The following is a 23,014-nucleotide window of genomic DNA, read 5'->3' as shown; positions in this document are numbered from 1 at the left end:
GCGGGACTCCGCAGAAAAGGCTTAGTGCGACAGCTGGCTGCAAGTAATGAAGGCAAAAGTCCTGCCAACAACATTTTCTTGTTTGTGTCACAAAAATAGAGGAAATCTCTTCAGACAAAAGTTCTCCTGAACATTTCAAAGTGACATTCTGTAATACGTCCATCCTCTTCCCCCTGCCAATTCGTTCCTCAAAACTCATAAGCTGTGGATCTGCTCAATGCACTTTCAGAACCCAGACAATCCAGCATCAAAGGTGCCGCTACCTAAGAGTATCATCTCAATCTCCTCTGTGATCTCCTCCTGACGCAACGATCTTGCCTTGGTGCACAGTGTCTGCAGCCGCTCGTCGAGCCTGTGCACTGCTCCCCCCAAGTGTTCGACCCGATAACGGTTTTCAATCATTAGTGAGACGGTGAATAGCCGGATAACGCTGAGGTACAGGTAATGTGAGAGGAACTCACGAAAAAAAACAGCCTGTTCCAGGTAGAGATGTGGCGGAATCAGCTTCTCCCTCTCCTTTTGAACCGGCTTGGGAGGCAGCAGGTGACTGACTGCCACCACCCCTTCATCATCACCATGACTGAGAACCAGAAGCTTAGTGCATTTTTGTTCACCCATCTGACGCTGCACAGTTGTGACTATCCGAGGCAATACAGTAGCTAGCTCTTCACTGGTTCCGGCCCCTGCCAATGGTATGTATCCCGGTAGCCGGTCATCAAGATGGCTACAGAGTTTTCTGCCTATTGCCAGCACCCGCCACGGTTTTTCCTTCACACTCGCCTGACCTGTCAGGAGCGCTTCCCCAAGCAGTTCATTGAAGGGGCCGCAAAATCCCCGCTCAGAACCAATAACCATAACCAAATCATCACCTGCAATCGGGTGCGGCTGGGGGAAATTCACCATATAATCGTCAACCATTTCCTGCAGGACCCGTGCGATCTCCCGATAATGCTCTGCCCGGCCGGTCAGTTTCCGCAATTCCAGCTGGGAGAGCGTTTTCATTGAGGTAATGATCGATTGCAACTCCCGCAGCTGTTGAATGTGGTATTCGACCTTTCTGAACTTGCTCATATCATATTCTGTCGTGGAAAGTTCTTGAGCCAGAAATTCACTTTCTCCAGCCAGCTTTCCCTGCTCGCCTCAAGACTAAGCGGCTCATCATTGAGTTTTCCTGCAAGGTATTCCAGTACATTCGGCACCTCAGAGTGTTCAAGCTTATCGAATAGACCGGTGTTATAAGCAATGAGCCAGGCCAGCTGAAACTCAGCCGAAAGAGGGTTGCGCTGCTCCTGCTTAAGTATTTCCCGCAAAATTCGCCCCCGGCGAATGGCATGTTCCATCGAGGCTTCCAGCTTGGCACCAAACCGTGTAAACATTTCAAGTTCCAGAAACTGCAGATAGTCGAGCTTCATTCTTCCCGCTTCTTTCTTGATCTTCGAATGCTGTGCCTGACCGCCAATTCTCGAAACCGATCTGGTCACATCAATAGCCGGACGATAGCCTGCAGAAAACAGATTCAGATCGAGATAAATCTGGCCGTCGGTAATGGAAATAAGGTTGGTAGGGATATAACCGGCAATATCCCCCTGCTCTGTCTCAACAATCGGCAGGGCAGTCATTGAACCGCTACCGGTCTCTGCAGAAAGGGTGGTGCTGCGTTCAAGCAGACCGGCATGTATTGAAAAGATGTCACCCGGATATGCTTCCCGGCCGGGATGTCGACGCAAAAGAAGCGACAGTTCCCGGTAAATCTTCGCATGCGTGCTGAGGTCATCGTAGATTATGAGAGTGTCATGCCCTGTATGCATCCATGATTCCGCCATGGTGCAGCCTGAAAATGGAGCAAGAAATTGCATCCCGGGCAAGGTGCTGGCCTCGGCTACAACAATTGTCGTATACTCCATCGCCTCAAATTTACGCAGAGTATTAATGGTGCTGATTACCGAAGAGCGTTTCTGCCCCACCAGCACATAGACGCATAACACCTTGAGACCGCGCTGATTGATAACGGCATCAATGGCGAGAGAGCTGCGCCCCAGCCCCTCATCGCCGATGATCAACTGACGCTGCCCCTTGCCGATCGGGATGAGGGTGTCAATCACCTTAATACCTGTATAGAGCGGGTTATTTACGAAATCCCTGTGAATTATCGGTGGTGATTTCTGCTCAATTGGACGCAGAACCCAATCACCAAGCTCACCCTCGTCGTCGAGCGGCCGCCCCAATGGGTCCACAACCCTTCCGATCAGCCCGTTTCCGGTCGGTACACTGAGCCGCTCATTGGTGAGATAAACCGGCATGCCCGAGGTGAGCTCCTGGCTGTCATCAAGCAGCACCACCCCCACACGGTCAACGGAAAGGTCAAAGACCATAGCCCGGCTTTCATCGGCAAACATGACAAGTCCGTTCATTCTTGCGGATGGCAGCCCGCTGATCCAGGCAATACCGTCACCAACTGAAACCAGCTGCCCCTGCTCGGTGAACCTTGGCCGAAAGCGATAATCGGCAACCCAGGACTCGAGGCGCTGCAGAAGGCTGGCGCCGGTTCCGGAAACAGGCATGTTGTCTGGCATAATGCCCTCTTCATCTGAAAAGTAGTTATGAAATATCGGGATTAGGAGCCTGTGGGCCATCCCGCATTTCCCCTGAACATCTTGTCGAATTGCACCTTTGCTTGTGGTCATTGCAATGGTTGCAAGTAAAAATATTTTTCCTGTTTTTAGACAAAATGTTTACCCGAGATTCGGGCCATGTCAGCAAAGGTCTTCAACTCATCTTTAAGATTGGCACGGATCACCCACGGCCCGATAGTCATACGCAACCCGGCAATCAGCTCATCATCTTCTGAAAAGCTTAGTGCCAACGGGGCAGACAGCAATTTTTGCAGGCACTCTTCAAGTTTCTGTTGCTGAATACGGTTCAGAGGATATGCACTGACAATATAGACTTCCTGCTGACGCCCCTGCTCACTCACGGTGGCCAGACCGTTCAGTTTCTCCCCTGAAATCTCCCCTAGTTGCCGCAGCAACAGGTCAATAATTCGTGCCTCCAACTGTTCCGCCCTTAGTTCTTTCAAAACAGACGCTGCAAAACGGGCCCCTAGCTCCAACGCACGGATTTCAGCCTTTTCCAGCTGCTCCTTTACCTGACGCTCAGTGAGAACCTCTTGCTTTTTTCGTTCAGCCTCCAGTTCATCCTGCAGCTTGTCGAACAGTCTCCGACTCTCTTTAGCCAGTTCGTTTTCCAGGTTGGAACGTGCCGCCTGCCGCTCACTTTCCCACTCCTCCAGGCGGTATTCATATTGGTTTTGGAGATTTTCCGCCCTTTCCTGGATCTTTCGGGAATTTTCAAACTGTTGTTCAATGCCCTTACGGCGCTTTTCAATCATCTCCTGCACCGGCCTATAAAAAAGACGCTTTAATAGCCAGACAAGAACCAGAAAATTCAGTATTTCAAGAATAAAAGTCGTCCAGTTCAGTTCCACGGTACTCCTCATTAAGGATGAAGCAGATATTCCAGCAATGGATTACGAAATAGGATGATCAGGACGATAACCAACACGTATATGGCGAGAGATTCAATCATTGCCAAGCCGATGAACAGGGTCCGCATAATGGCTTTTTCAGCTTCAGGTTGTCGGGCCAGTGCTTCCAGAGCACTGGTTATTGCCTTCCCCATGGCAAGCGCCGGCAGTTGTACCCCAATGGCAAGCCCTATAACAGCCGCGAGAGTTGAAATCTGTACAATCATATTCATTTCTGCCATATCTTCCTCCTCTTCTGCCAGGCATTCACACTACCTGGAGGAATTCGAACGTTCTTCATGGGATTGGATGCCTCCGACAACATAGATAAGAGCCAACATCCCGAATATATACGCCTGAACCAACGCCTCCACGATATGGAGCATCAGGATCGGGATTGGCACCAGGAAGCCGGCGACCATCAGCACAAGAAAGGCCGCCAACTCCAGGCTCATCATGTTCCCGAACAGCCGTACCGCAAGTGCCACCGTGCGAGTAATTTCACTGATGATATGAAATGGCAGCATAATGGGATTCGGACTGAGGTAATGCCTGAAATAGTTGCCCCATCCCTGCGTCGTGATACCAAACCAATGAACTGAAAGGAAAACAGTAACCGCCAAAGCAGCTGTCACCGACAGATCGCGCGTTGGAGAGTCCATTCCCGGTACGAGTCCCAACAGATTCCCGCAGATCAGAAATACCCACAGGGTCGAAATAAAGGGCATAATGCGCTCTGCATGCACACCTGCGACCTGCCTTACCGCGTCTTCCAAACCGGACACAATCGCCTCTGTAACCGCCTGCCGCCGAGTCGGCTTTCCCCCCATACGGCGGACCATCAACCAGGCCGCCAAACTCACCACGGCCGTCAGTAGCAGACTTGTTCCCAGACTGGTGCTGATGGCAAATGGTCCTACAAAAAAGAGAGTATCCACCCCTATTGTAACATCACCCATTCAACGCCCCCGAATCAACAAGTAGACATTGACTGCACCTACAACCAGCCCGATAATCAGAAGACTGAGAGTCCAGCGAATCGAATATCCTTCCAGCATACTGTCGAGCCAACGGCCAAGGTATGCTCCTGCAATGAGCGGCAGTACAAGCACCAGCCCCAGCGTGGTGAGGTAAATGGTCTGGCCGAGAATGGTGTGGTGCTCTTTTTCGGCTTTTTTCATCCGTTCAACCTTACGATCCACATCCCTGCTCAGCTGTTTTCTCTCTTTCATGTCAGGCTTACCCCTTGCCTCCGCATTTCCCATATCTGTTTCAGCAAGGCCTCTTCCATGTTTTTGAGGCTTTGGCGAACGTTCTTCAATTCTTCCTCTTCAACTCTCAACTCCTCGGCAAGTCGCTTGGAGATCCGTGAATATTCCGTATCCACAAGATAATGACTTGTAACAAGATAGAGGACATTCTCTCGGAAGTAGAGTGCTGCCCCGGGCAAGGCAATGTACTCCCAGGACCCGCCTTCACAGCAAAAACGGGCTAACCCGAAGATCAGCACGGTCATCATCCGGGCATGGCCCGGCTGAATTCCAAAGCTGCCACTGCTATCCTCGCCAACAAAAGAGATCACCCCGTCTCTCGTCTGGCTCTTCTGGTTATCAAGAATTTTCAGGGTCATGGTGCTCACTGCAAGGCCTCCTGCATACTGCCCTGGAAATAGCATCGCTCTTCCGGAATATCATCAAACTTGCCTAACAGAAACGCCTCGCAATCGGTCAGGGTAGCCGCGAGGGGAACTGATTTCCCCGCCATCCCGGTATAGGCTGCAGTTGCCCAGAACGGTTGGGTAAAATATCTTTGCAGCTTTCTTGCCCGCAGGACTGTCATCCTGTCCTGCTTTGACAGTTCTTCTATGCCCAGCATGGTTATGATGTCTTCCAACTCCGCATATTTCGCCATGGCTTCACGGACTCCTTCTGCAACGGCATAATGGGTGTTGCCCAATGAATATCGATCCATCAGCTTGCTGGTGGAGATGAGGGGATCAATTGCCGGGTAGATTCCTTTGGACGCTTGCTGGCGCGAGAGGATAACTGTTGTATCAAGATGCTTAAGGATAACGTTGACCGCAGGATCACTCATGTCATCAGCCGGGACATAGACTGCCTGGACCGAGGTGATAGAGCCGTTGTCTGTGGAAAGTATTCGGTCCTGCAGCTCAGCAACCTCGGTATGCAGAGTCGGCTGGTAACCAACAGTCGCTGGCATTCTCCCGAGCAGGCTAGAAATCTCACTGCCGGCCTGAACAAATCGAAATACGTTATCCATCACGAAAAGCACTTCCTTTTTCATGGTATCCCGAAGAAATTCGGCATAACTCAGCGCAGAAAGTCCAACTCGAAACCGTACCCCGGGAGACTCATCCATCTGCCCGAAAACCATCAGGGTATTGCGCATCACATCCGCCTTGCGCATCTCGGTCCACAGTTCATGCCCTTCCCTCAGCCTTTCCCCCACTCCTGCAAACACAGACACACCATGATGAATTGCGGCAATCGCATGCATGAACTCCATTACCAATACCGTCTTTCCCACCCCGGCGCCTCCGAACAGTCCGGTTTTTCCTCCGGCAACAAAGGGGCAAAGCAGGTCTATAACCTTGATGCCGGTCTCGATAATTCCACGATTCTCAAGAGTGGCAGCAAGAGGAGGAGGCCCAGTATGTATATTGCGAAATTCTTCGGCTGCCAGCGGTTCTCCGCCGTCCAGCGGCTCTCCGAAAACATTGAGCAGTCTCCCCAAACAATCCCCAGTAACGGGTACATGCAAAGATGCTCCGCTGTCATACACCGGCATGCCGCGGTACAGGCCACCTGTTTCATGAAGTGTTATGGCGCGGATATGGTGTTGATCTAGATGCTGATGCACCTCAAACATAAAAGTTTCGCCATCCACCTGGGTAATGAGTGCCCGCCGCAATGGCGGCAGCATGCGACAGTTGACTTCCACCACAGGTCCGTGAACTGCGGCAATGAAGCCAATAGCATCAGCCTGCCAGGAATTTTCATGTAGAAAATCAGCGGTCATCGTATTGAATCAGAAATGGGATAATTCTTATTAGCCCGGATTTTTAACAAGTTCTGGCGGCACGGGTTTCAACGCCTTTAGCAAAAAAACCATAGAGAACTGCGAAGTCTGCGCTAACCTTTTATTGCTGAAATACTGAAGAAAATAGTGCCGCATGGAACCACCTGCGATGAGCATTTTGCAGATATCAAAAACGACAATAATGGTATCAATGCGCTTGAATTGAATCGTTTTTTTCTCATCCTTGACAAAATACTCATGAGAAATTCGGTTTAGATCAAGTGGCACTGACCAAGCCCAAAGGTCAACAATCGCTACAGAGCATGTGTTTCAGCACCAACCTGACCGACGGTCTCCACTCAAATGTCTGTCGGTGTATAGTAATTTTCTCTCAATAAGGCAGATTTGGAGAGAAAAGAACGTGGTTCGGCAGGCTTCAGAAAATAGCATAGCTTAATTGTATGGCTATACCGCAGAGATTGGTAGGGCAGTACAGACTGCATACCCTGAAATTTTGGAGTTTATAAGGCGTTGACAGTCTGGCCTTGCAAGGATTATGCTAGTCAAACCGAACAACCGCTCGGATATTATGTTTGGCGCTTCAAAAAAGTTATAGCCCTGTCTCAATTTCATAAAAAGGAGAGCCCATGAGCTACGAAAATCTTGTTGTTGAAGTTGACACACACCATGTTGCTATCATCTCACTCAATCGACCTGATGCACTGAATACATTCACCAGCAACATGGCGGATGAACTCTACAGGGCCCTCACTGACCTCGACCGGAATAATGATGTTCGGGTCATTATGATCCAGGGTGCAGGCAAGGCGTTCTGCGCAGGCATCGATATCAACGAACTCAAGGGCAAAACAGCGCTGGAATACAAGGCCTGGATAGAGCATATGGAACGGCCCCTGGTCGCTATTGCTCAAATTGCCAAACCGGTTATAGCCAAGGTGCAGGGCGTGGCTGCCGCCAACGGTATGGGGCTGGCCGTCTCGGCCGACCTGACTATTGCTGCAGAGAATGCCAAGATGGGGCTGACCGCCATCAATGTCGGCCTGAACTGTGTTGGCCCGGTTATTCCCGTGGCCCGGGTTGTCGGCAGGAAAAAGGCATTGGAACTGCTGCTCTACGGCGACCTCATCAAGGCACCCGAGCTCCTTAAGTTTGGCCTTATCAACCGTATGGTCCCCAAAGAAGAACTGGATGATGCGGCATACAAATGGGCTGTGGAGCTGGCCAGGAAAAGCCCGGTAGCGGTACAGATTGCCAAAAAAGGCTTCTACGGCTCCGAAGACCTGGGCTACCTCAACCAGTTCGACTATATGAATGACGCTTTTGCCCGGCTGTGCACCACCCACGACGCCCATGAAGGGGTGAGCGCTTTTCTGGAAAAAAGAAAGCCCGAATGGCAGGGACGCTGATAAGCTCCTGCTGAAAAACAAAGCCGCACATTGGGCAACTTTACCCTTTCTAAAAATTGAAGTTGCCAGTTGCCCAATATCCCTCAAGATATCAGAAGTAACGTTAAAGATAGAAAAATAAAAACACACTGCCTACCTACTGATTGGTTGACAGGCTGTCTCAAGTTAGCTACCCTTAGCGTCGCTGAACTGATTTTCAGTGGTTAATACACTTACCAAGGCAGCCTACCTTTCAGTAGGTTGACAGGTTGTGAAAATGCTGAAAGGTATTGTTGAGACAACCCGCTACCGGTCAACGATACAACACACAGGAGAAATTCTATGAAAAACGTACTGATTATCAACACCCACGAACCATATCCTTTCTCAGAAGGAAAACTCAACCGAACCCTGGTTGAAATGGCAGCAGAGAACCTGCAGACAAGGGGATATACTATTCAACACAGTTCCATGAGCCAATATGAGGTTGAACAGGAGATCGAAAAACATCAATGGGCCGATGTCATCATCCTGCAGACTCCGGCAAACTGGATGGGTGTGCCCTGGACTTTTAAAAAATATATGGATGAAGTGTACACTGCCGGCATGGATGGCAGACTCTGCGATGGCGACGGCCGTACCAGAAAAGACCCGGCAAAGCAGTATGGCAGCGGCGGCACGCTGGCGGGAAAGAAGTATATGATCTCTCTTACCTACAACGCTCCGGCCATTGCTTTTGACAACTCTGAACAGACCTTTTTTGAAGGCAAAGGGCATGATGAGCTGTTCTGGCCGACCCACCTGAACTTCAGGTTTTTCGGCATGGAACCACTGAAAACCTTCGCCTGCTACGATGTCCTCAAGAACCCGGATGTTGAGAATGATTTCAAACGATTTACCGACCACATGAACGATCAGTTTCCACCCGTCGGTTAACAAACGAGCAGGACACCTTACCTTTATGAAATTACAGTCAGCGATTGGAATAGATTATGAGTCAACAACTGCAATCATTTGATCCCGGCAATGGTGAATTGCTCGGGGCGGTTGAGGTGGCAACGGAGAACCAGATAGAGCAAGTGGTTATCCAGGCCAGAACAGCCTCCGCCCAGTGGAGTGATCTCGGCACAGCACAACGCACCGGCCTGGTTGAGAAGGCATGGGCCGCCGCCGAGCCGGAACTTCACCGGCTGGCGGAGCTTCTCGGCCGGGAGATGGGGAAGGATATCCGTCGCGCCACCGGTGAAGTAAGCGGCACCATCTACGGCGGCCCCTACATTGCTCAGGCGGTAGCGAACGCCCTGCAGCCTTCCTCTATTGGGCGAACAACAATTGAATACAAACCCTTCGGGATCGTGGCAGTGATCTCCCCCTGGAATTATCCACTGGCAATGGCTAACAACCTGCTGATTCCTGCCCTGGTTGCAGGCAACACTGTCATCTGGAAACCATCGGAAGAAACGCCGCTCATCGCCCAGGCATTCTTCGACCTGGTGGCAGGAAAACTACCTGAACATGTGCTGCAGATCGTCCACGGCGACGGAGAACAGGGCAAAATGCTGGTAGAGAGCGATGTGAACATGATCGCGTTTACCGGCTCCCGTGCCGCAGGTAAAGATATCATGCAAAGAGCCGCCACAAGTCTTAAACGCCTGGTAATGGAGTTGGGCGGCAATGACCCGATGCTCGTCATGGCCGATGCCGACCTCGCCGCCGCCGCTCGTTTTGCCGTTGCCAGCAGTTTCGAGAACGCTGGCCAGATGTGTACCTCCACCGAGCGAATCTACGTGGATGAAACTGTGGCCGCCGAATTCAATGAGTTGGTGGTAGGTTACGCCCGTCAGTACAGGGTTGGCCCATGGAACATGGACAACGTCAACATCGGCCCCATTGTCAATCACCGCCAGCATCGCACAGTTCTGGCCCACATAAAGGATGCTGTTGAAAAGGGCGCAAAGCTGCTGTTGGGCTCTGACGACCAGCAACCACCCTATATCCAGCCCACCGTAATAGCAGGCATGACACCAGACATGCGGGTCGAGCAGGAAGAGACCTTTGGGCCACTGATCTGCATCAGCACCTATAGCGATATTGAAAATGCCATAACACGAGCCAATCACAGTGACTATGGCCTGGGAGCTGTGGTCTTTGGCGGTTCCGGCGCAAACACAATTGCCGGTCGGCTCGAAGCTGGAATGATCGGTATCAACCAGGGTGTGGGGGGCGAAGGAGACTCCCCCTGGGTTGGAGCAAAACAGAGCGGGCTTGGTTTTCACGGTTCAACCGAAGGCCATAGACAGTTTGCACAGGTGAGGGTTGTAAATCGTTAATTCTCTTCAGCTGAGTTCAGTTTGATCTGATCAGTCAGTCAATGACCAAGGAGGTCACAATGAATCTACAGGATAAACTCGATAATCTGCGCGAACAACTAGAAGCCGGTATCCCAGCGGACACCCTTGCAATCATGCACAACTCAACGGCGGAGCTGGTGAGCTCAGGTATCATGGATGACGTATTGAACGTTGGAGCGTCAGCCCCGGCCTTTACCCTCTGTGACCAGAATGGCAATGATATCAGCTCAGCAGATTTGCTCTCCCAGGGGCCGCTGGTGCTTACCTTCTATCGAGGAGTCTGGTGACCGTACTGCAATGCAGAGCTGGAAGCTTTGCAGGAAGTCGCTCACGATATCCGTGCTGCTGGCGCGAGCCTCGTTGCCATCTCGCCGCAACTGCCGAAATACTCCAAGCAGGTAATCAAAAAGCATGGGCTCGATTACCCTGTCCTGGCAGATCCCGGCAACAATGTGGCCAGTCTCTATGGTCTGGTCTTCAGCCTGCCCGAAGATCTGAGAACCATCTACACCAGTTTCGGCATCGAACTGGACCGGTTTAACGGTGATGATCTCTGGCGACTGCCGCTGCCGGGTCGTTTCATTATCGGCACAGATGGGGTTATACAAAACGTGGAAGTCCACCCGGATTACACATGGCGCCCAGACCCGACCAGGATAGTCGAACTACTGAAAACCATCTGAAAATAGAGTATCTAAACATTCAAAAGGATTACCGGCTCGAAAACCACTACCCCTTACCAGCCGGATACCGTATCCACCCTTCAGCAGACAGTGCTGAAGGGCGGATATGCTCCCTACCGACAGCTGCAACCCGTTATCCGAAAACGAATAAAACCTATATTCAAGCTCATGATATACTCTGATACAATCAGCAAAACTTACAGGCTGTCATGAGAAATCGGCGTTAAACACTACTCAATCACCATGAAAAAAATACTCATAGTATTTGCACACCCGGCTTTTAATCGCTCCTGTATCAACTCCGCTTTGCGTAAGGCCGTCGAGAATCTTGAGAATATCACCTTCCACGATCTCTACTCCAGTTACCCCAACTTTCTAATCGATGTGGATCATGAGCAGAGACTCTGTGAAGCTCATGATGTGATTATCTTCCAGCACCCGTTCTACTGGTATTCAACGCCGGCCATCATGAAGGAATGGCTCGATCTGGTACTACAGCACGGCTGGGCCTATGGTTCCAAGGGCAACGCCTTAAGCGGCAAACTATTTTTGAATGTACTCAGCGCCGGAGATCAGGCAACCTACCTGAAGAAAGGAGACAATCCATTCTCCCTTAAACATCTGCTCTCCCCTTTCTGTGCCACTGCCAAACTCTGCAAGATGACCTGGCTGCCACCATTTGCCGTGCTTGCCGCCCACAGTGGCATGCCGCAGCAGGAAATCAACAGTCATGCCGAGGATTACAGGCGTTTCATCATTGCCCTACGTGATAATCGCATCAATCTTGGCAAAGCGGTTAAATCTTCACACATCAACAGCGACCTCAAAGGGGTACTCAAGGGATAGCCATGGAATTGTTTCTGCTACAACTCTTTATCTTTCTGGCTGCTGCAGCCGTCGCCGTGCCGATTGCCAAGAAATTCGGGCTGGGCTCCGTACTGGGTTACCTGATAGCCGGCATTTTGATCGGCCCCTTCGGATTATCGCTGATCGCTGATATTGAGCAGGTCATGCATTTCACCGAATTCGGCGTGGTCATGATGCTCTTTCTGGTCGGCCTGGAACTCAAGCCCTCCCTGCTCTGGCAAATGCGCACGCCCATCCTTGGTATGGGAGGATTTCAGGTTATAGCCACCAGCATGGCCATTGCCGGAATCGCCGCCTTTTTCCTGCCCTGGCAACAGGCACTGGCCATCGGCATGACCCTTTCCCTTTCCTCCACCGCCATTGTTCTGCAAACCCTCAGGGAGAAAGGGCTGATGAACACCTCCGCCGGGCGTTCGGTTTTTTCCGTGCTGCTCTTTCAGGATCTGGCGGTCATCCCGATGCTGGCAGCTTTCCCACTGCTGGCGACCGTCGTTGCCCATGGAGCAGACCACCATGGCCCTGCGCTCTTTGATATTGCCGCCCTACCCGGCTACCTTCGCATACTGGTTACGCTTGGAGCTATTTTTTCTATCTTCTTTCTCGGTAAGTTCGCCGCCCGCCCAATTTTCCGCACCATCGCCGCCACCAGGGTACGCGAAATTTTCGTTGCTGCGGCCCTTGCCATCGTGGTGGGCATTTCGCTACTGATGATCGCAGTTGGTCTGTCTCCCGCACTTGGTGCTTTTCTGGCCGGTGTGGTGCTGGCCGACAGCGAATACCGCCACGAGCTTGAAAGCGACATCGAGCCATTTAAGGGGCTGCTACTCGGTATCTTCTTTATCTCGATCGGTGCCAGCCTGAACTTCACCATGATCCTGGAAAAAATAACTTTGATCGCCGCCCTGGTGGTGGGTCTGATCGCGATTAAATGGCTTATACTGATAGCCACAGGGTTGATCTTCAAAATAGGTGGCAAACAACGCTCACTCTTTGCTGTAGCTTTAGCCCAGGGAGGTGAATTTGCCTTTGTGCTTTTTCAGTTTTCCAAGGCCAACGGAGTACTCACCGCTGAAACTATCGATCCGCTGATTTCCGCAGTTGCCATCTCCATGTTTCTGGCACCACTGCTCTTTATCGCCTATGAAAAGATCTCCGAAAAATCGACACCAGCTCCCGAAACGGCAGAAGCCGATCATATAGAACGAGGTGGACAAAAGGTTATCATGGCCGGCTTCGGCCGAATGGGGACAGATCTTGGACGTCTGCTTATCTCGGCAGGTATCCGGCCGGTTATCCTCGACCATGACGCGGCAAATGTTGAAGTGCTGAGAAAATTCGGGTTCGAAGTCTACTACGGCGATATCACCCGACTCGATCTGCTGGAGTCTGCCGGTGCAGCCGAAGCAGAGGTTCTGGTCATCACCATCGGTGATATTGAAAAGACCCGGGAGCTGATAGAACTGGTTCGAAAACATTACCCCCACCTGAAGATTGCTGCCAATGCCCTGGACCGCGGTTCGGTTTATGAATTGATGGATCTCGGGATTACCACCATACGGCGTGAAACCTTCGGCAGTGCACTCTCACTTGGCGAGGACACGCTCAGGCTACTCGGTGTGCACCCCTACGAGGCATATAAACTAAAACGACTTTTCAGAAAGAAAGATGAAGAGACCATGCCCGAGCTGTACAAGATTCACCGTAAGGACGAAGAGCAGTACATCAGCATGTACCAGAAGCACAACGCCGACCTGGAAAAATTAATGGCTCTGGACATGCAAGCCGATATGGAAGAACTGAACAAGGCCTGGCTCAGCATCAGCCCTGAAGAATAGAACTTCCCAATTTCATACCATGATAGCCTGGGCCTCCTTGCTCACTGGTGCAAGAGGCTCCAGGCTGTATTCCTGAACTCGTGAGATATGCTGTTTGGTCGTCTTCAGGATTCTTTTTTAACAATTTCTCTCTACTAAATTCCCCTTAATGTCCTTCGCTTACGGGCATCGGCTTAAGCACCGACCCCTCCCCCTCGCCCCGATGCACTTAATTGATGACGCAAAAACAAATACTTAACCGACCCTCTCCTGGTGGTGAATTATTCATGCCCTATTTGACAAAGCGGGCTATTTAACGTTGACTATTAAATAGTAATCATTACTACTGGATTATTATGATGAAAATAACTGAACAGGAAGTCGAACAGCGAATCAGCCACTTTAAGGGCGTCTGCAGGGATAAAGGTCTTAAGCTTACACACCAGCGAATCGAGATCTACAGGGAAGTCGCTCAAACCGGAGAACATCCTGATGCTGACTCCGTTTATAGGCGGGTAAGGAAGCGTATCCCCACAGTCTCGCTTGACACTGTCTACCGGACGCTGTGGTGGCTGAATGATCTCGGTCTGGTGGAAACCCTGGGATTAAGCCATGAGCGTACCCGTTTCGACGCCAACCTGGCACCTCATCATCATTTCGTCTGCAAAAAATGCGGTATTACCCGTGACTTTTACAGCACGGATCTTGATAGCATCAAGCTCCCCGACTCGGTAAACGCATTCGGTGAGATTGAAGCAACACATGTCGAAGTGGAAGGTATTTGCACGACATGTATTAAAAAAGAGGGCTAAAGATCATCCAACAACCTTACAAGTAAGCGGAGGATGCAACATGAGCAGTGAGAGTAAGTGTCCTGTGACTGGACAAGGTTTCAAAAGGCTGGCAGAAGCAACAACAAACAGGGACTGGTGGCCAAACCAGCTGCGGCTGGATATTTTGCGGCAGCATTCCTCCAAATCCGATCCGATGGGCGAGGACTTCAACTACCCTGAAGTGTTCAACACTCTTGACCTTGCAGCGGTAAAGAAAGATCTGGAAAAATTGATGACAGATTCCCAGCAGTGGTGGCCGGCGGATTACGGTCACTATGGGCCACTGTTCATCCGCATGGCCTGGCACAGTGCAGGCACCTATCGAACCGCTGACGGACGTGGCGGCGGAGGAACCGGTAACCAGCGTTTTGCCCCGATCAACAGCTGGCCAGACAACGTCAACCTCGACAAAGCCCGCAGGCTGCTCTGGCCTATCAAACAAAAATATGGCAAAAAAATCTCCTGGGCCGACCTTATCATTTTGACCGGCAATGTGGCTATGGAGTCTATGGGATTCAAGACCTTTGGTTTTGGTGGCGGCCGGGTAGATATCTGGGAGCCGGAAAAAGATATCTACTGGGGCTCAGAAACAACCTGGCTGGGAGACGAGCGGTATTCTGGCGATCGTGATCTGGAGAACCCGCTTGCAGCCGTCCAGATGGGTCTGATCTACGTCAATCCAGAGGGACCAAACGGCAAGCCAGACCCGATAGCATCAGGCCGGGATGTACGTGAAACATTTGCCCGCATGGCCATGAACGATGAAGAAACTGTAGCGCTGACCGCCGGCGGCCATACCTTTGGTAAATGCCATGGCGCCGGTGATGCCGCCCACGTAGGCCCGGAACCAGAAGCTGCTGGTATCGAACAGCAGGGTTTCGGCTGGATAAGCAGCTTTGGTAGCGGCAAGGGTGGGGATCAGATAGGCAGTGGCCTGGAAGGTGCCTGGAACCCGACCCCGACCCAATGGGACATGGGCTATTTCGATATGCTCTTTGGCAATGAGTGGGAGCTGACCAAGAGTCCTGCCGGAGCCTGGCAATGGACACCGAAAAACCCAACCGACAAAAATATGGCCCCTGCAGCGGATGATCCCACCAGGAAGGTGCCGATCATCATGACCACCGCAGATATGTCCATGCGGATGGACCCGATCTACGAAAAGATCTCCCGCCGTTTTCATGAAAACCCCGAGGAATTTGCAGACGCCTTCGCCCGTGCCTGGTTCAAGCTGACCCACCGTGATATGGGGCCGCGGACGCGCTATCTCGGCCCTGAAGTTCCTGCAGAAGAGCTTATCTGGCAAGATCCGATTCCGGCCGTGGACCATGAACTGATAACCGACAAGGATGCTGCAACCTTGAGAGACCAGATCCTCGCCACAGATCTTTCCGTTTCTGAACTCGTTTCAACCGCCTGGGCATCCGCCTCGACGTTTCGTGGCTCAGACATGCGCGGTGGTGCTAATGGCGCCCGTGTTCGCCTGGAGCCTCAAAAAGACTGGGAAGTAAATCAACCAGCTCAGCTTTCAAAGGTCCTGAAAACACTGGAGAGCATCAAAAACGGTTTTGGCAAAAAAATCTCCATGGCAGACCTGATCGTGCTCGCCGGTTGCGCAGGGGTCGAACAAGCCGCGAAGAATGCTGGTCACAACGTAAGGATTCCATTCTCTCCCGGGCGCATGGATGCCTTGCAGGAACAGACAGATGTTCTCTCTTTCACTGTAATGGAGCCTGAAGCAGACGGTTTTCGCAACTACCTGAAAACCAAGTACACAGTTCCAGCCGAGGAAATGCTGGTCGACAAGGCACAACTCCTTACCCTGACTGCTCCGGAGATGACCGTTCTGGTGGGTGGTATGCGTACCATGGCCACAAACTATGGAGGAACCAAGCATGGCGTTTTTACAGACCGCCCAGAAACGCTGAGCAATGACTTCTTCGTCAATCTGCTCGATATGTCCACTGTCTGGACCCCGGTTTCAGAGGATCGGGATGAGTTTGAAGGCCGCGATCGTACCACCGGAGAGCTCAAATGGACCGGTACCCGTGTCGATCTGATCTTCGGTTCAAATTCAGAATTACGAGCTTTGGCAGAAGTTTACGCCTGTGCTGACGCCGAAGAAAAGTTTATTAAGGATTTCGTGGCAGCATGGGAAAAGGTGATGAATCTGGATCGTTTTGACCTCAGATAAGTGATACGAAACCCGAAGATTTCACCGGTTACTATTCCTCCACCACAGCCTTTCAGCAACCCTTGAAAGGCTGTGGTGTACTAACTTGTCAATTTCATGAAAATAGTCCGTCTCACTCTCTTCCTTTTCAAAGAACAAAACTCACGCAGTGAGGTGTGGCAAACAGGGGGCAGGGGCAATCAGAAGCCCTGTTGAGTATTTTTATTAAAAGGTTCATCCGGCAAACGAGTACCTTGACCTGTGAAGGTGGTATAATCGTAATTTGAAATACTCCATATCCCGCAAACCGTATGCCTGTCGTTTCAGCGTTTGGTCTTGTTATTTGTGTCCTCCACCACTGCGTTTGTTATCGGATGTTCAAGTAGTTAAGAATCATGTCTTTGTACGTGTTCAGGGTCAGGCCAAGCCTGAAGAGTATCACTTACTTTCCCCATGAAAATTGTCCCATCATTCAGCGCCGAACCTCACCAGACGACAAGCACCACCTCCAATCCTGAGTTTTTTTTACAACCCTGAAACAATGGAGGTCGCTTATACCCATCCTTTTGACAACGTGATACCAGATGACTGGTTCAGGTTCAGAGAGGGTGTGGAGTATGAATGGTGGCAGGAAATCTTCACGGTGGAGGGAAAACTGGGCGGGGCCTGGACGGGCTCCGTTTATTATTACAGTGTTTTCGACTGGGAAAACAAACTGTTTGACAACATCGAAGGGAAGTTTACTTTTGCAACGGAACCGGTTCCAGAGCCTGCTCCCATGGTGCTGTTCGGCTCTGGCCTGGCCGGGTTCATCGGAGTTCAATTACGCCAGACACGCAGGCGAAACAAGATCGTGCACAGATAACATCACCCGACCCTTCCACGCATGACATCCTCATGCTGTCAGGGCCGGGTGCAACAGTTTTAGGACAATAACTGCAGATCACTACAATCCTATGGTTATGTTTGGATACAATCCCTCCATTTCCCCGAATTGAAAGGGTTGAATCGTGTTCAGTGAGAGATTCTGATTTCTTTGGGCATGACCCATATTTTTTTCACCATCGAAAAACGCCCCATTCACATCAAGGATGTGGTGTATACGATCTTTGAAGGCTTTTACAAAAAGTCCACCATCACCTTCAAAGTTGAGTCGCCCTTTGCTGAATCCAGACTTCCTTTCCTGAAGTTCAGCTATTGAAATACTGTTCTCCTTTAAATCCTGCTCATTGCGGATAAGCCCCCAGACAAGGTGTTCCTCAGGGATCTGCAATGGTGAATTAATATCGATAATTGTGTGGGGCATAACGATGCAACCCTTTCCGATCTTGATGCGGCTCTCGGGCTTGCCGAATAGAAAGCTGTTGAACCCGACGAATATGTCTCGTTCAAGCTCCGACTCGATAATCTTTGCCCCATGGGCCGTTACATTGAACCCTGCGAGATTTGAATTAATTATATAACAGTTTTCCTGTGCGTTAGAGCCTTTTCCCAGTGAGGAGTTGCTGAGATATGCCCTCTGCGACACAAGAACGTTGTCAGCTATCTTTGTTTTGGGGAGGACAACAGCGTAGCGATCAAGTGATGCTGTTTTGGGTATCGACTCTATCGCCTCAAGGTTTACCGTATCAAAAACCCGTTGAAAAGCTGCTTCGTGCTTGCCTATAAAATCGATGATATAGCCATGTGGAAGATCTCCGGGGATCACACTTGCATAGCTGCTGAGTAAGGCCTGGTCATAGCTGTAATAAAAGTTGAAGTTGCCTGGGCTGTTAACCCAGACGGTACCAGGCGGGATAGTCATATGACTGATCTCACCAGCCTGTATATATGAGTATGTTCCGATCACGCAGTCCCTGACGGTCGTGAGGTCAACGGTTGCAAACGGCCCAAGGAATGCTCCCTCAGTGGGAGCGCCGTGGATGTTCGCATAATCCATAGCCAGCGTATCCCTGATAAAGAATTCCTCGGGAGTCTCGGGGTCATGCGAAAAGTTATGAACAAGTGTCTTCACAAGGGCACTGTGAGCGATATTTACACATTCGTCTTGCGTGATGGTTATGTCAAATCCCTGACAAGCAAACATACTCCCCTTTCGCTTCAGTTCATCACCACGGATGTCGGTTTTATACAGCAGGGAGTTCGAGACACGGCACTTCCCCAAGAAATAACTGCCGGCAAGACCCGAGTGCCTGATTTCCAGGCTCAACGGGTGGTCAGTCGAGATCCCGTAGAAAGCATAGAATTTGTTCATCTGTTCCGGAACAATGAGACCTGAGGAGTATGGTTCAGCATCAAAATTCAATTCCCGCAGATTTATGTTCAGCCTCTGAATGATTCTGTCGTAGAGCTTCTCTAACTCGTTCATCTTCCCTCTTCACTATTTATGTTTGGTCAAGATAGATTGTTCCAAGTTATCCATATTATTTTTGGGCAGGAATAGAGGTAGAGCCATTCGGATCTACTCCATGGCCGCCTCTCTCATTTCATGGGATACTGCTGCAAAGACATCGGCCATTTTGAGTACTCCGACGATCTCCTCCTCCCTTGTGACCAGAAGTGAGAGGTGCGTACCGGCGACAAGTCTGTGAATGGCAATGTCCAGTGAGCAATCTTCAGAGACGAACTCTCCGGGAGTTGGTTGCTGCATAAACTCCTCTACAGGCCTTTCTGCCGCCGATTTTAGAGATTCTTTATTCAAGATTGGCCCTTTAAGCCGGTAGATCTCCCTGCTTCTGTTGAGGTATTTTTCACTGAAACCGAATTTCCCCAAATCATCAAGTTCCTCATTCAGGTCGTATCGTGTTTCGACTGCCTTGAGCACCCTCAACTGTCCGATTTTACCGACGACTTTATTTTTCTCATCCATGACAAGAATTGCACGGTGCTGATACTTGCTGTCGGTATATGCTTCTTGCGCCTTTTCCAAAGCCAGGATGGCCCCCAGCAAAGATGTACCGATCTTAACAGTCGCATACTCTTCAATGGGTACCATCAAATCCTTCACTGTCTTCTTTTCCATAAACAATTCCTGAGTAGAATTTTTCTGTTGAATCGATTTCAGCAAAGTCAACCGCCTCGATATATCTACGAAATCAGAGATCTGAATAAATTATGTTATTGCAGTGTTATACATAACACCATCCCATTAGGCAACCAATGTGATTTAAACACCCTCTATGGGCTAGGGAAAATATCTCATGGCGGCAATCTACTCAGCGTGGTATGGTTTCCGCACCAATGCTCCTCAATGCTTTACAAACACTGACTTTTTTCTTGGTTTTTCCTGAAATATGACTTAGCAAAGGGTACTTAACAATGGCTATCTATATTGGTATGACTCAGGACCTGGTCTGCGCAAGAGAGTATTTACTGACAATACATGCAGGGATGGCTCCTGATATTGAAATGGGTCCGTTTAAGAAGAAGGAGGAGGCCATCGGTTATATACACTTCATGAAAAATAGATTTCCCAACGCTATCGAAATACAGCTGCCGCTTTTCCCTGTCAGGCAGGAGGACTCACACAAGTGGTTTGTTTTTTCATTGGAGCACCAGGGTATAGTCCACTAATCCCGGTTATTTTCCGTCCTGAAGCAAAGCTTCTGCCCAATCTCATCGCTTCGGCTTAAAATGTTGTCCTTCGATAACCGAGGTACCAGAATCCGAGCCTTCTACTCAATCTTCTATGTATTCCCAGGCCAGATGGAGAGCATCGTTATAGTCGGTGTGAATACCATCAACTCCCAATAGATCACCATAGCCCATATCAAACATCTGCCGCCGGATACCTTCCCCCTCATTGACCACGACGATCGGTTTGATATTTTCTCTTTTCAACCTGTCAATCATCTCACTTAAAGCGAAATATCCGGACAAATCCATGAACGGCACGTCAAGGAGGTTGATAATGACGACCTTGGTGCCGATCAATTTACTGACATGTTCCTGCATTTTCGATGTTGTCCCGAAAAAGAATGCCCCCATGACGGATATGGTTCGGATGCGGTACCCTGTCTCCTCTTCCAGACTCTTTTCGAGATCCCTGTGCCATTCCTGATGCTGCACCCCCCTCACATCAATTTTTGATTGTGAGGCTATTCGATATGTAATCAACAGGGACGCCAGGGTAATACCTATTCCAACGGCCATGATAAGATCGACGAAAACCGTGATTACAAAAACACTGAGCATAACAACCAGATCTGGTTTGGGGATACGGTTAATCATGCGTAACAGCCGGTAATCAAGAATGTCTATCCCCACCTTCATCAGGATACCTGCCAACACAGGCAATGGAATGACTGATGCATATGGTCCGGCTCCCAGTAAAATTGCCAACAGGAACAAGGAGTGCGTTATACCCGAAACCTTTGTTGTACCTCCCGCTTTAATATTGACGACGGTACGCATCGTCGCACCGGCTCCGGGCAAACCACCAATGAACGAGGCGGCAATGTTGCCAATACCCTGACCCACCAGTTCCCTGTTTGAGTTGTGCCTGGTCTTGGTCATGGAATCTGCGACCACCGATGTGAGAAGAGAGTCGATTGTCCCCAATGCGGCGAGAGCAAGAGCCATTGGGACGATCTTCGGCAAGAGATCGAGAGGGAATAAAGACAGCCTGAATTCGGGGATACCCGATGGGATCTCTCCGATAATCTCGACCGGCAGATCAAAAATTACAGCCAGCAAGGTGCCACTGACAAGAGCCAGCAATGGTGATGGAAATCTGCTGCTTATTTTTGCCGGGGTAAGAAAGACCACAGCCATGGTAAAAAGTGCAATGAGCAGACTGTAAATATTAATATTCCCCATTGCAGCCGGGAGTTCTATCACAGCTTCGAGAGGTGATTTTACTCCGGGCGCACCGAGCATCGGATGAAGTTGAATGAGGATAATGATAACGCCTATGCCGCTCATGAAGCCTGAAATGACCGGATAGGGGATATATCTGACAAATCCGCCTACTTTCATATACCCCAGCAGAATTTGAAATATGCCTGCCAGAAAGACGACTGCTGTGATTGCCGGAATATTATCGGGGAAGGCAACTATCGTAGCTGCGAAAATAACAGTCATTGGCCCTGTGGGCCCTGAAACCTGGGTGGATGTGCCTCCCAGGAGAGCTGCAAAAAAACCCACGGCAATAGCTCCGTAAAGGCCGGCAGCTGCGCCGAACCCGCTGGAAACGCCAAAGGCAAGAGCGAGGGGAAGGGCAACTATACCGGCCGTCAACCCTCCAAAAAAGTCACCTTTCAGCACCGAAAGATTGTATCCCGATTTCATTCTGCATCACCTTCCGCATGAAATAGATTAACAGGCAGACTGCAGCCAAGTTCTTTCAGTGCAGTGCATGCCAGAGGTATAATGAGAAGCTTGATGATAGGTAAAATAGATTGTTTTAGTATTAAATTAAATTAAGATACAAGTCAACGTTCAATGCACGTTATCGGGGGCAGCCTAGGATCGATCAGGCATGACGAATAATCAATCGTGGGATCTCCCCGATTGACGCGCAACCCTGCTCGGGTGGTTGCCAGGTCTTCGACCGGTGACAAGGTGAAATTGCGGGCAGAGGGGAGTCTCAGCTCTCGAAACGCCACCCTCTTTCCTGCTATGCGATCTTCGCAGCTAGCTCCCTGCCATAATCGTGGGCAACTTTAATCCCACCTCCAACCGCGCCGGTCTTCAACATCAGCGGAGTACTCACCATGTCCATACCGTAGATGTTTTTCATGGTATCGTAAATACGCTCTGCAGCTTCACCACTCCAGCCAAACGAACCGAATGAACCACCAGGCTTGCCATGTAACTCTGCTCTTTCAGCAAGAAAAAGAAAGGACTTCATCCTATCCATCATCGCGCCATGGTAGGTCGAGGAACCGAAGACATAGAGGTCATAATCTGCAAGTTCATCCTCCCGCTTAATCTCGGTTACATCCTTTATGGCAACATCAATGGCTGAAAGTCGTAATCCTTCCGCTATGAGTTCGGCAATATTTTTGGTCTGACCTGTACGACTTGAGTAAACGATGAGTGCTTTAGACATTACGAATTCTCCCTGGTATCTGGTTTGATGATGCAAATTCCAAGTCACATCGATTCAGCAATAATAATCATTACTATTTAAAGTATCATACCAGATTATCCGAAACCGTAAAGTACTGATTACCGGTCATTTCAGTTTTCTTTCACCCGGTAAGGGAGATACCTACTCAAAGCGCTACAATCACAAAGTGAGGTATTTTAGTCATGACAAAATTGGAGATTATAGATAATGAGTCTCCAGATCGTAAAGGCTCATAGAGTTGGTTCAGAAAAT

22 protein-coding genes and 1 pseudogene are annotated in these 23,014 nt (G+C 50.0%); 11 read left to right on the top strand and 12 right to left on the bottom strand.

Annotation, left to right across the window (positions count from 1 at the left end; translation table 11 throughout):
* Positions 1 to 225: 225 nt before the first annotated feature.
* From FCL45_RS04820 to atpD, 8 genes are all read right to left on the bottom strand, one after another.
* Complete coding sequence (locus FCL45_RS04820) at positions 226 to 1,071, bottom strand: F0F1 ATP synthase subunit gamma (protein WP_136797170.1); 846 nt, start codon at positions 1,069 to 1,071, stop codon at positions 226 to 228.
* Entirely contained in the window at positions 1,068 to 2,561 is a 1,494-nt protein-coding gene (locus FCL45_RS04815; protein WP_420811229.1) for a F0F1 ATP synthase subunit alpha, read from the bottom strand. The genes FCL45_RS04820 and FCL45_RS04815 overlap by 4 nt, the downstream gene beginning before the upstream one ends.
* A gap of 158 nt (positions 2,562 to 2,719) precedes the next feature.
* Positions 2,720 to 3,484: a F0F1 ATP synthase subunit delta gene (locus FCL45_RS04810; RefSeq protein WP_167495752.1), complete on the bottom strand. Its 765-nt coding sequence runs from the start codon at positions 3,482 to 3,484 to the stop codon at positions 2,720 to 2,722.
* 11 nt (positions 3,485 to 3,495) lie between these two features.
* The gene (locus FCL45_RS04805) at positions 3,496 to 3,765 is read right to left on the bottom strand and encodes an ATP synthase subunit c family protein (RefSeq protein WP_136797175.1); all 270 of its coding nucleotides are present in this window, start codon (positions 3,763 to 3,765) and stop codon (positions 3,496 to 3,498) included.
* Between the two features lie 30 nt (positions 3,766 to 3,795).
* Positions 3,796 to 4,482, bottom strand: a complete 687-nt coding sequence (locus FCL45_RS04800; protein ID WP_136797177.1) for a F0F1 ATP synthase subunit A — start codon at positions 4,480 to 4,482, stop codon at positions 3,796 to 3,798.
* Positions 4,483 to 4,755, bottom strand: coding sequence for an AtpZ/AtpI family protein (locus FCL45_RS04795; protein WP_136797179.1), 273 nt, complete (start codon positions 4,753 to 4,755; stop codon positions 4,483 to 4,485).
* Positions 4,752 to 5,153, bottom strand: coding sequence for a F0F1 ATP synthase subunit delta/epsilon (locus FCL45_RS04790; RefSeq protein WP_136797228.1), 402 nt, complete (start codon positions 5,151 to 5,153; stop codon positions 4,752 to 4,754). Before FCL45_RS04790 ends, FCL45_RS04795 begins: the two co-directional genes overlap by 4 nt.
* A 5-nt stretch (positions 5,154 to 5,158) precedes the next feature.
* Positions 5,159 to 6,562: a F0F1 ATP synthase subunit beta gene (atpD, locus tag FCL45_RS04785; protein WP_136797181.1), complete on the bottom strand. Its 1,404-nt coding sequence runs from the start codon at positions 6,560 to 6,562 to the stop codon at positions 5,159 to 5,161.
* Positions 6,563 to 7,209: 647 nt separating this feature from the next.
* Here atpD and FCL45_RS04780 point away from each other — a divergent pair.
* The 10 genes and pseudogenes from FCL45_RS04780 (at position 7,210) to FCL45_RS04740 (ending at position 17,554) form a co-directional block, all read left to right on the top strand.
* Positions 7,210 to 7,989, top strand: a complete 780-nt coding sequence (locus FCL45_RS04780) for an enoyl-CoA hydratase/isomerase family protein (protein WP_136797183.1) — start codon at positions 7,210 to 7,212, stop codon at positions 7,987 to 7,989.
* A 321-nt stretch (positions 7,990 to 8,310) separates the two neighbouring features.
* Positions 8,311 to 8,904, top strand: a complete 594-nt coding sequence (locus FCL45_RS04775) for an NAD(P)H-dependent oxidoreductase (RefSeq protein WP_136797185.1) — start codon at positions 8,311 to 8,313, stop codon at positions 8,902 to 8,904.
* A gap of 56 nt (positions 8,905 to 8,960) precedes the next feature.
* Complete coding sequence (locus FCL45_RS04770; protein WP_136797186.1) at positions 8,961 to 10,298, top strand: aldehyde dehydrogenase family protein; 1,338 nt, start codon at positions 8,961 to 8,963, stop codon at positions 10,296 to 10,298.
* A 59-nt stretch (positions 10,299 to 10,357) separates the two neighbouring features.
* The gene (locus FCL45_RS25065; protein ID WP_217907670.1) at positions 10,358 to 10,606 is read left to right on the top strand and encodes a thioredoxin domain-containing protein; all 249 of its coding nucleotides are present in this window, start codon (positions 10,358 to 10,360) and stop codon (positions 10,604 to 10,606) included.
* 12 nt (positions 10,607 to 10,618) lie between these two features.
* Positions 10,619 to 11,002, top strand: a pseudogene (locus FCL45_RS24325) (peroxiredoxin-like family protein); the annotation flags it as partial.
* A gap of 243 nt (positions 11,003 to 11,245) precedes the next feature.
* Positions 11,246 to 11,848 carry an NAD(P)H-dependent oxidoreductase gene (locus FCL45_RS04760; RefSeq protein ID WP_136797190.1) on the top strand — a complete coding sequence of 201 codons (603 nt, stop codon included), beginning with the start codon at positions 11,246 to 11,248 and terminating at the stop codon, positions 11,846 to 11,848.
* 2 nt (positions 11,849 to 11,850) lie between these two features.
* A complete protein-coding gene (locus tag FCL45_RS04755; protein ID WP_136797191.1) occupies positions 11,851 to 13,704 on the top strand; it encodes a monovalent cation:proton antiporter-2 (CPA2) family protein in 1,854 nt (617 codons plus the stop codon).
* 335 nt (positions 13,705 to 14,039) lie between these two features.
* On the top strand, positions 14,040 to 14,495 hold the full coding sequence (locus FCL45_RS04750; RefSeq protein ID WP_228721441.1) for a Fur family transcriptional regulator: 456 nt from the start codon (positions 14,040 to 14,042) through the stop codon (positions 14,493 to 14,495).
* 40 nt (positions 14,496 to 14,535) lie between these two features.
* A complete protein-coding gene (katG, locus tag FCL45_RS04745) occupies positions 14,536 to 16,710 on the top strand; it encodes a catalase/peroxidase HPI (protein WP_136797193.1) in 2,175 nt (724 codons plus the stop codon).
* A gap of 520 nt (positions 16,711 to 17,230) precedes the next feature.
* Positions 17,231 to 17,554, top strand: a complete 324-nt coding sequence (locus FCL45_RS04740; protein WP_136797195.1) for a DUF4369 domain-containing protein — start codon at positions 17,231 to 17,233, stop codon at positions 17,552 to 17,554.
* 81 nt (positions 17,555 to 17,635) lie between these two features.
* On the opposite strand, the gene FCL45_RS04735 is transcribed toward FCL45_RS04740, so the two are convergent.
* Both FCL45_RS04735 and FCL45_RS04730 read right to left on the bottom strand, forming a co-directional pair.
* Positions 17,636 to 19,057 (bottom strand): transferase, encoded by a 1,422-nt coding sequence (locus tag FCL45_RS04735; protein ID WP_136797197.1) that lies wholly within the window; start codon positions 19,055 to 19,057, stop codon positions 17,636 to 17,638.
* Between the two features lie 93 nt (positions 19,058 to 19,150).
* Positions 19,151 to 19,711, bottom strand: a complete 561-nt coding sequence (locus tag FCL45_RS04730; RefSeq protein WP_136797199.1) for a CBS domain-containing protein — start codon at positions 19,709 to 19,711, stop codon at positions 19,151 to 19,153.
* Positions 19,712 to 20,007: 296 nt separating this feature from the next.
* On the opposite strand from FCL45_RS04730, the gene FCL45_RS04725 reads away from it, so the two are divergent.
* A complete protein-coding gene (locus FCL45_RS04725) occupies positions 20,008 to 20,262 on the top strand; it encodes a hypothetical protein (RefSeq protein ID WP_136797201.1) in 255 nt (84 codons plus the stop codon).
* 105 nt (positions 20,263 to 20,367) lie between these two features.
* On the opposite strand, the gene FCL45_RS04720 is transcribed toward FCL45_RS04725, so the two are convergent.
* Together FCL45_RS04720 and FCL45_RS04715 are read right to left on the bottom strand one after the other, a co-directional pair.
* Positions 20,368 to 21,978 carry a SulP family inorganic anion transporter gene (locus tag FCL45_RS04720; protein WP_136797202.1) on the bottom strand — a complete coding sequence of 537 codons (1,611 nt, stop codon included), beginning with the start codon at positions 21,976 to 21,978 and terminating at the stop codon, positions 20,368 to 20,370.
* Positions 21,979 to 22,306: 328 nt separating this feature from the next.
* On the bottom strand, positions 22,307 to 22,741 hold the full coding sequence (locus tag FCL45_RS04715; protein WP_136797204.1) for a flavodoxin domain-containing protein: 435 nt from the start codon (positions 22,739 to 22,741) through the stop codon (positions 22,307 to 22,309).
* Between the last annotated feature and the right edge of the window lie 273 nt (positions 22,742 to 23,014).

The organism is Desulfosediminicola ganghwensis (genome assembly GCF_005116675.2).
Taxonomy (GTDB): domain Bacteria; phylum Desulfobacterota; class Desulfobulbia; order Desulfobulbales; family Desulfocapsaceae; genus Desulfopila; species Desulfopila ganghwensis.
The sequence above is the reverse complement of the archived record's forward strand: the minus strand, read 5'-3'. Positions and strand labels throughout refer to the sequence as shown.

Bases quoted from the DNA above. Each gene is read 5' to 3' on its own strand.
- FCL45_RS04820 (WP_136797170.1), bottom strand. From the start codon at position 1,071: ATGAGCAAGTTCAGAAAGGTCGAATACCACATTCAACAGCTGCGGGAG.
- FCL45_RS04815 (WP_420811229.1), bottom strand. From the start codon at position 2,561: ATGCCTGTTTCCGGAACCGGCGCCAGCCTTCTGCAGCGCCTCGAGTCC.
- FCL45_RS04805 (WP_136797175.1), bottom strand. From the start codon at position 3,765: ATGGCAGAAATGAATATGATTGTACAGATTTCAACTCTCGCGGCTGTT.
- FCL45_RS04800 (WP_136797177.1), bottom strand. From the start codon at position 4,482: ATGGGTGATGTTACAATAGGGGTGGATACTCTCTTTTTTGTAGGACCA.
- FCL45_RS04795 (WP_136797179.1), bottom strand. From the start codon at position 4,755: ATGAAAGAGAGAAAACAGCTGAGCAGGGATGTGGATCGTAAGGTTGAA.
- FCL45_RS04790 (WP_136797228.1), bottom strand. From the start codon at position 5,153: ATGACCCTGAAAATTCTTGATAACCAGAAGAGCCAGACGAGAGACGGG.
- atpD (WP_136797181.1), bottom strand. From the start codon at position 6,562: ATGACCGCTGATTTTCTACATGAAAATTCCTGGCAGGCTGATGCTATT.
- FCL45_RS04780 (WP_136797183.1), top strand. From the start codon at position 7,210: ATGAGCTACGAAAATCTTGTTGTTGAAGTTGACACACACCATGTTGCT.
- FCL45_RS04775 (WP_136797185.1), top strand. From the start codon at position 8,311: ATGAAAAACGTACTGATTATCAACACCCACGAACCATATCCTTTCTCA.
- FCL45_RS04770 (WP_136797186.1), top strand. From the start codon at position 8,961: ATGAGTCAACAACTGCAATCATTTGATCCCGGCAATGGTGAATTGCTC.
- FCL45_RS25065 (WP_217907670.1), top strand. From the start codon at position 10,358: ATGAATCTACAGGATAAACTCGATAATCTGCGCGAACAACTAGAAGCC.
- FCL45_RS04760 (WP_136797190.1), top strand. From the start codon at position 11,246: ATGAAAAAAATACTCATAGTATTTGCACACCCGGCTTTTAATCGCTCC.
- FCL45_RS04755 (WP_136797191.1), top strand. From the start codon at position 11,851: ATGGAATTGTTTCTGCTACAACTCTTTATCTTTCTGGCTGCTGCAGCC.
- FCL45_RS04750 (WP_228721441.1), top strand. From the start codon at position 14,040: ATGATGAAAATAACTGAACAGGAAGTCGAACAGCGAATCAGCCACTTT.
- katG (WP_136797193.1), top strand. From the start codon at position 14,536: ATGAGCAGTGAGAGTAAGTGTCCTGTGACTGGACAAGGTTTCAAAAGG.
- FCL45_RS04740 (WP_136797195.1), top strand. From the start codon at position 17,231: ATGGAGGTCGCTTATACCCATCCTTTTGACAACGTGATACCAGATGAC.
- FCL45_RS04735 (WP_136797197.1), bottom strand. From the start codon at position 19,057: ATGAACGAGTTAGAGAAGCTCTACGACAGAATCATTCAGAGGCTGAAC.
- FCL45_RS04730 (WP_136797199.1), bottom strand. From the start codon at position 19,711: ATGGAAAAGAAGACAGTGAAGGATTTGATGGTACCCATTGAAGAGTAT.
- FCL45_RS04725 (WP_136797201.1), top strand. From the start codon at position 20,008: ATGGCTATCTATATTGGTATGACTCAGGACCTGGTCTGCGCAAGAGAG.
- FCL45_RS04720 (WP_136797202.1), bottom strand. From the start codon at position 21,978: ATGAAATCGGGATACAATCTTTCGGTGCTGAAAGGTGACTTTTTTGGA.
- FCL45_RS04715 (WP_136797204.1), bottom strand. From the start codon at position 22,741: ATGTCTAAAGCACTCATCGTTTACTCAAGTCGTACAGGTCAGACCAAA.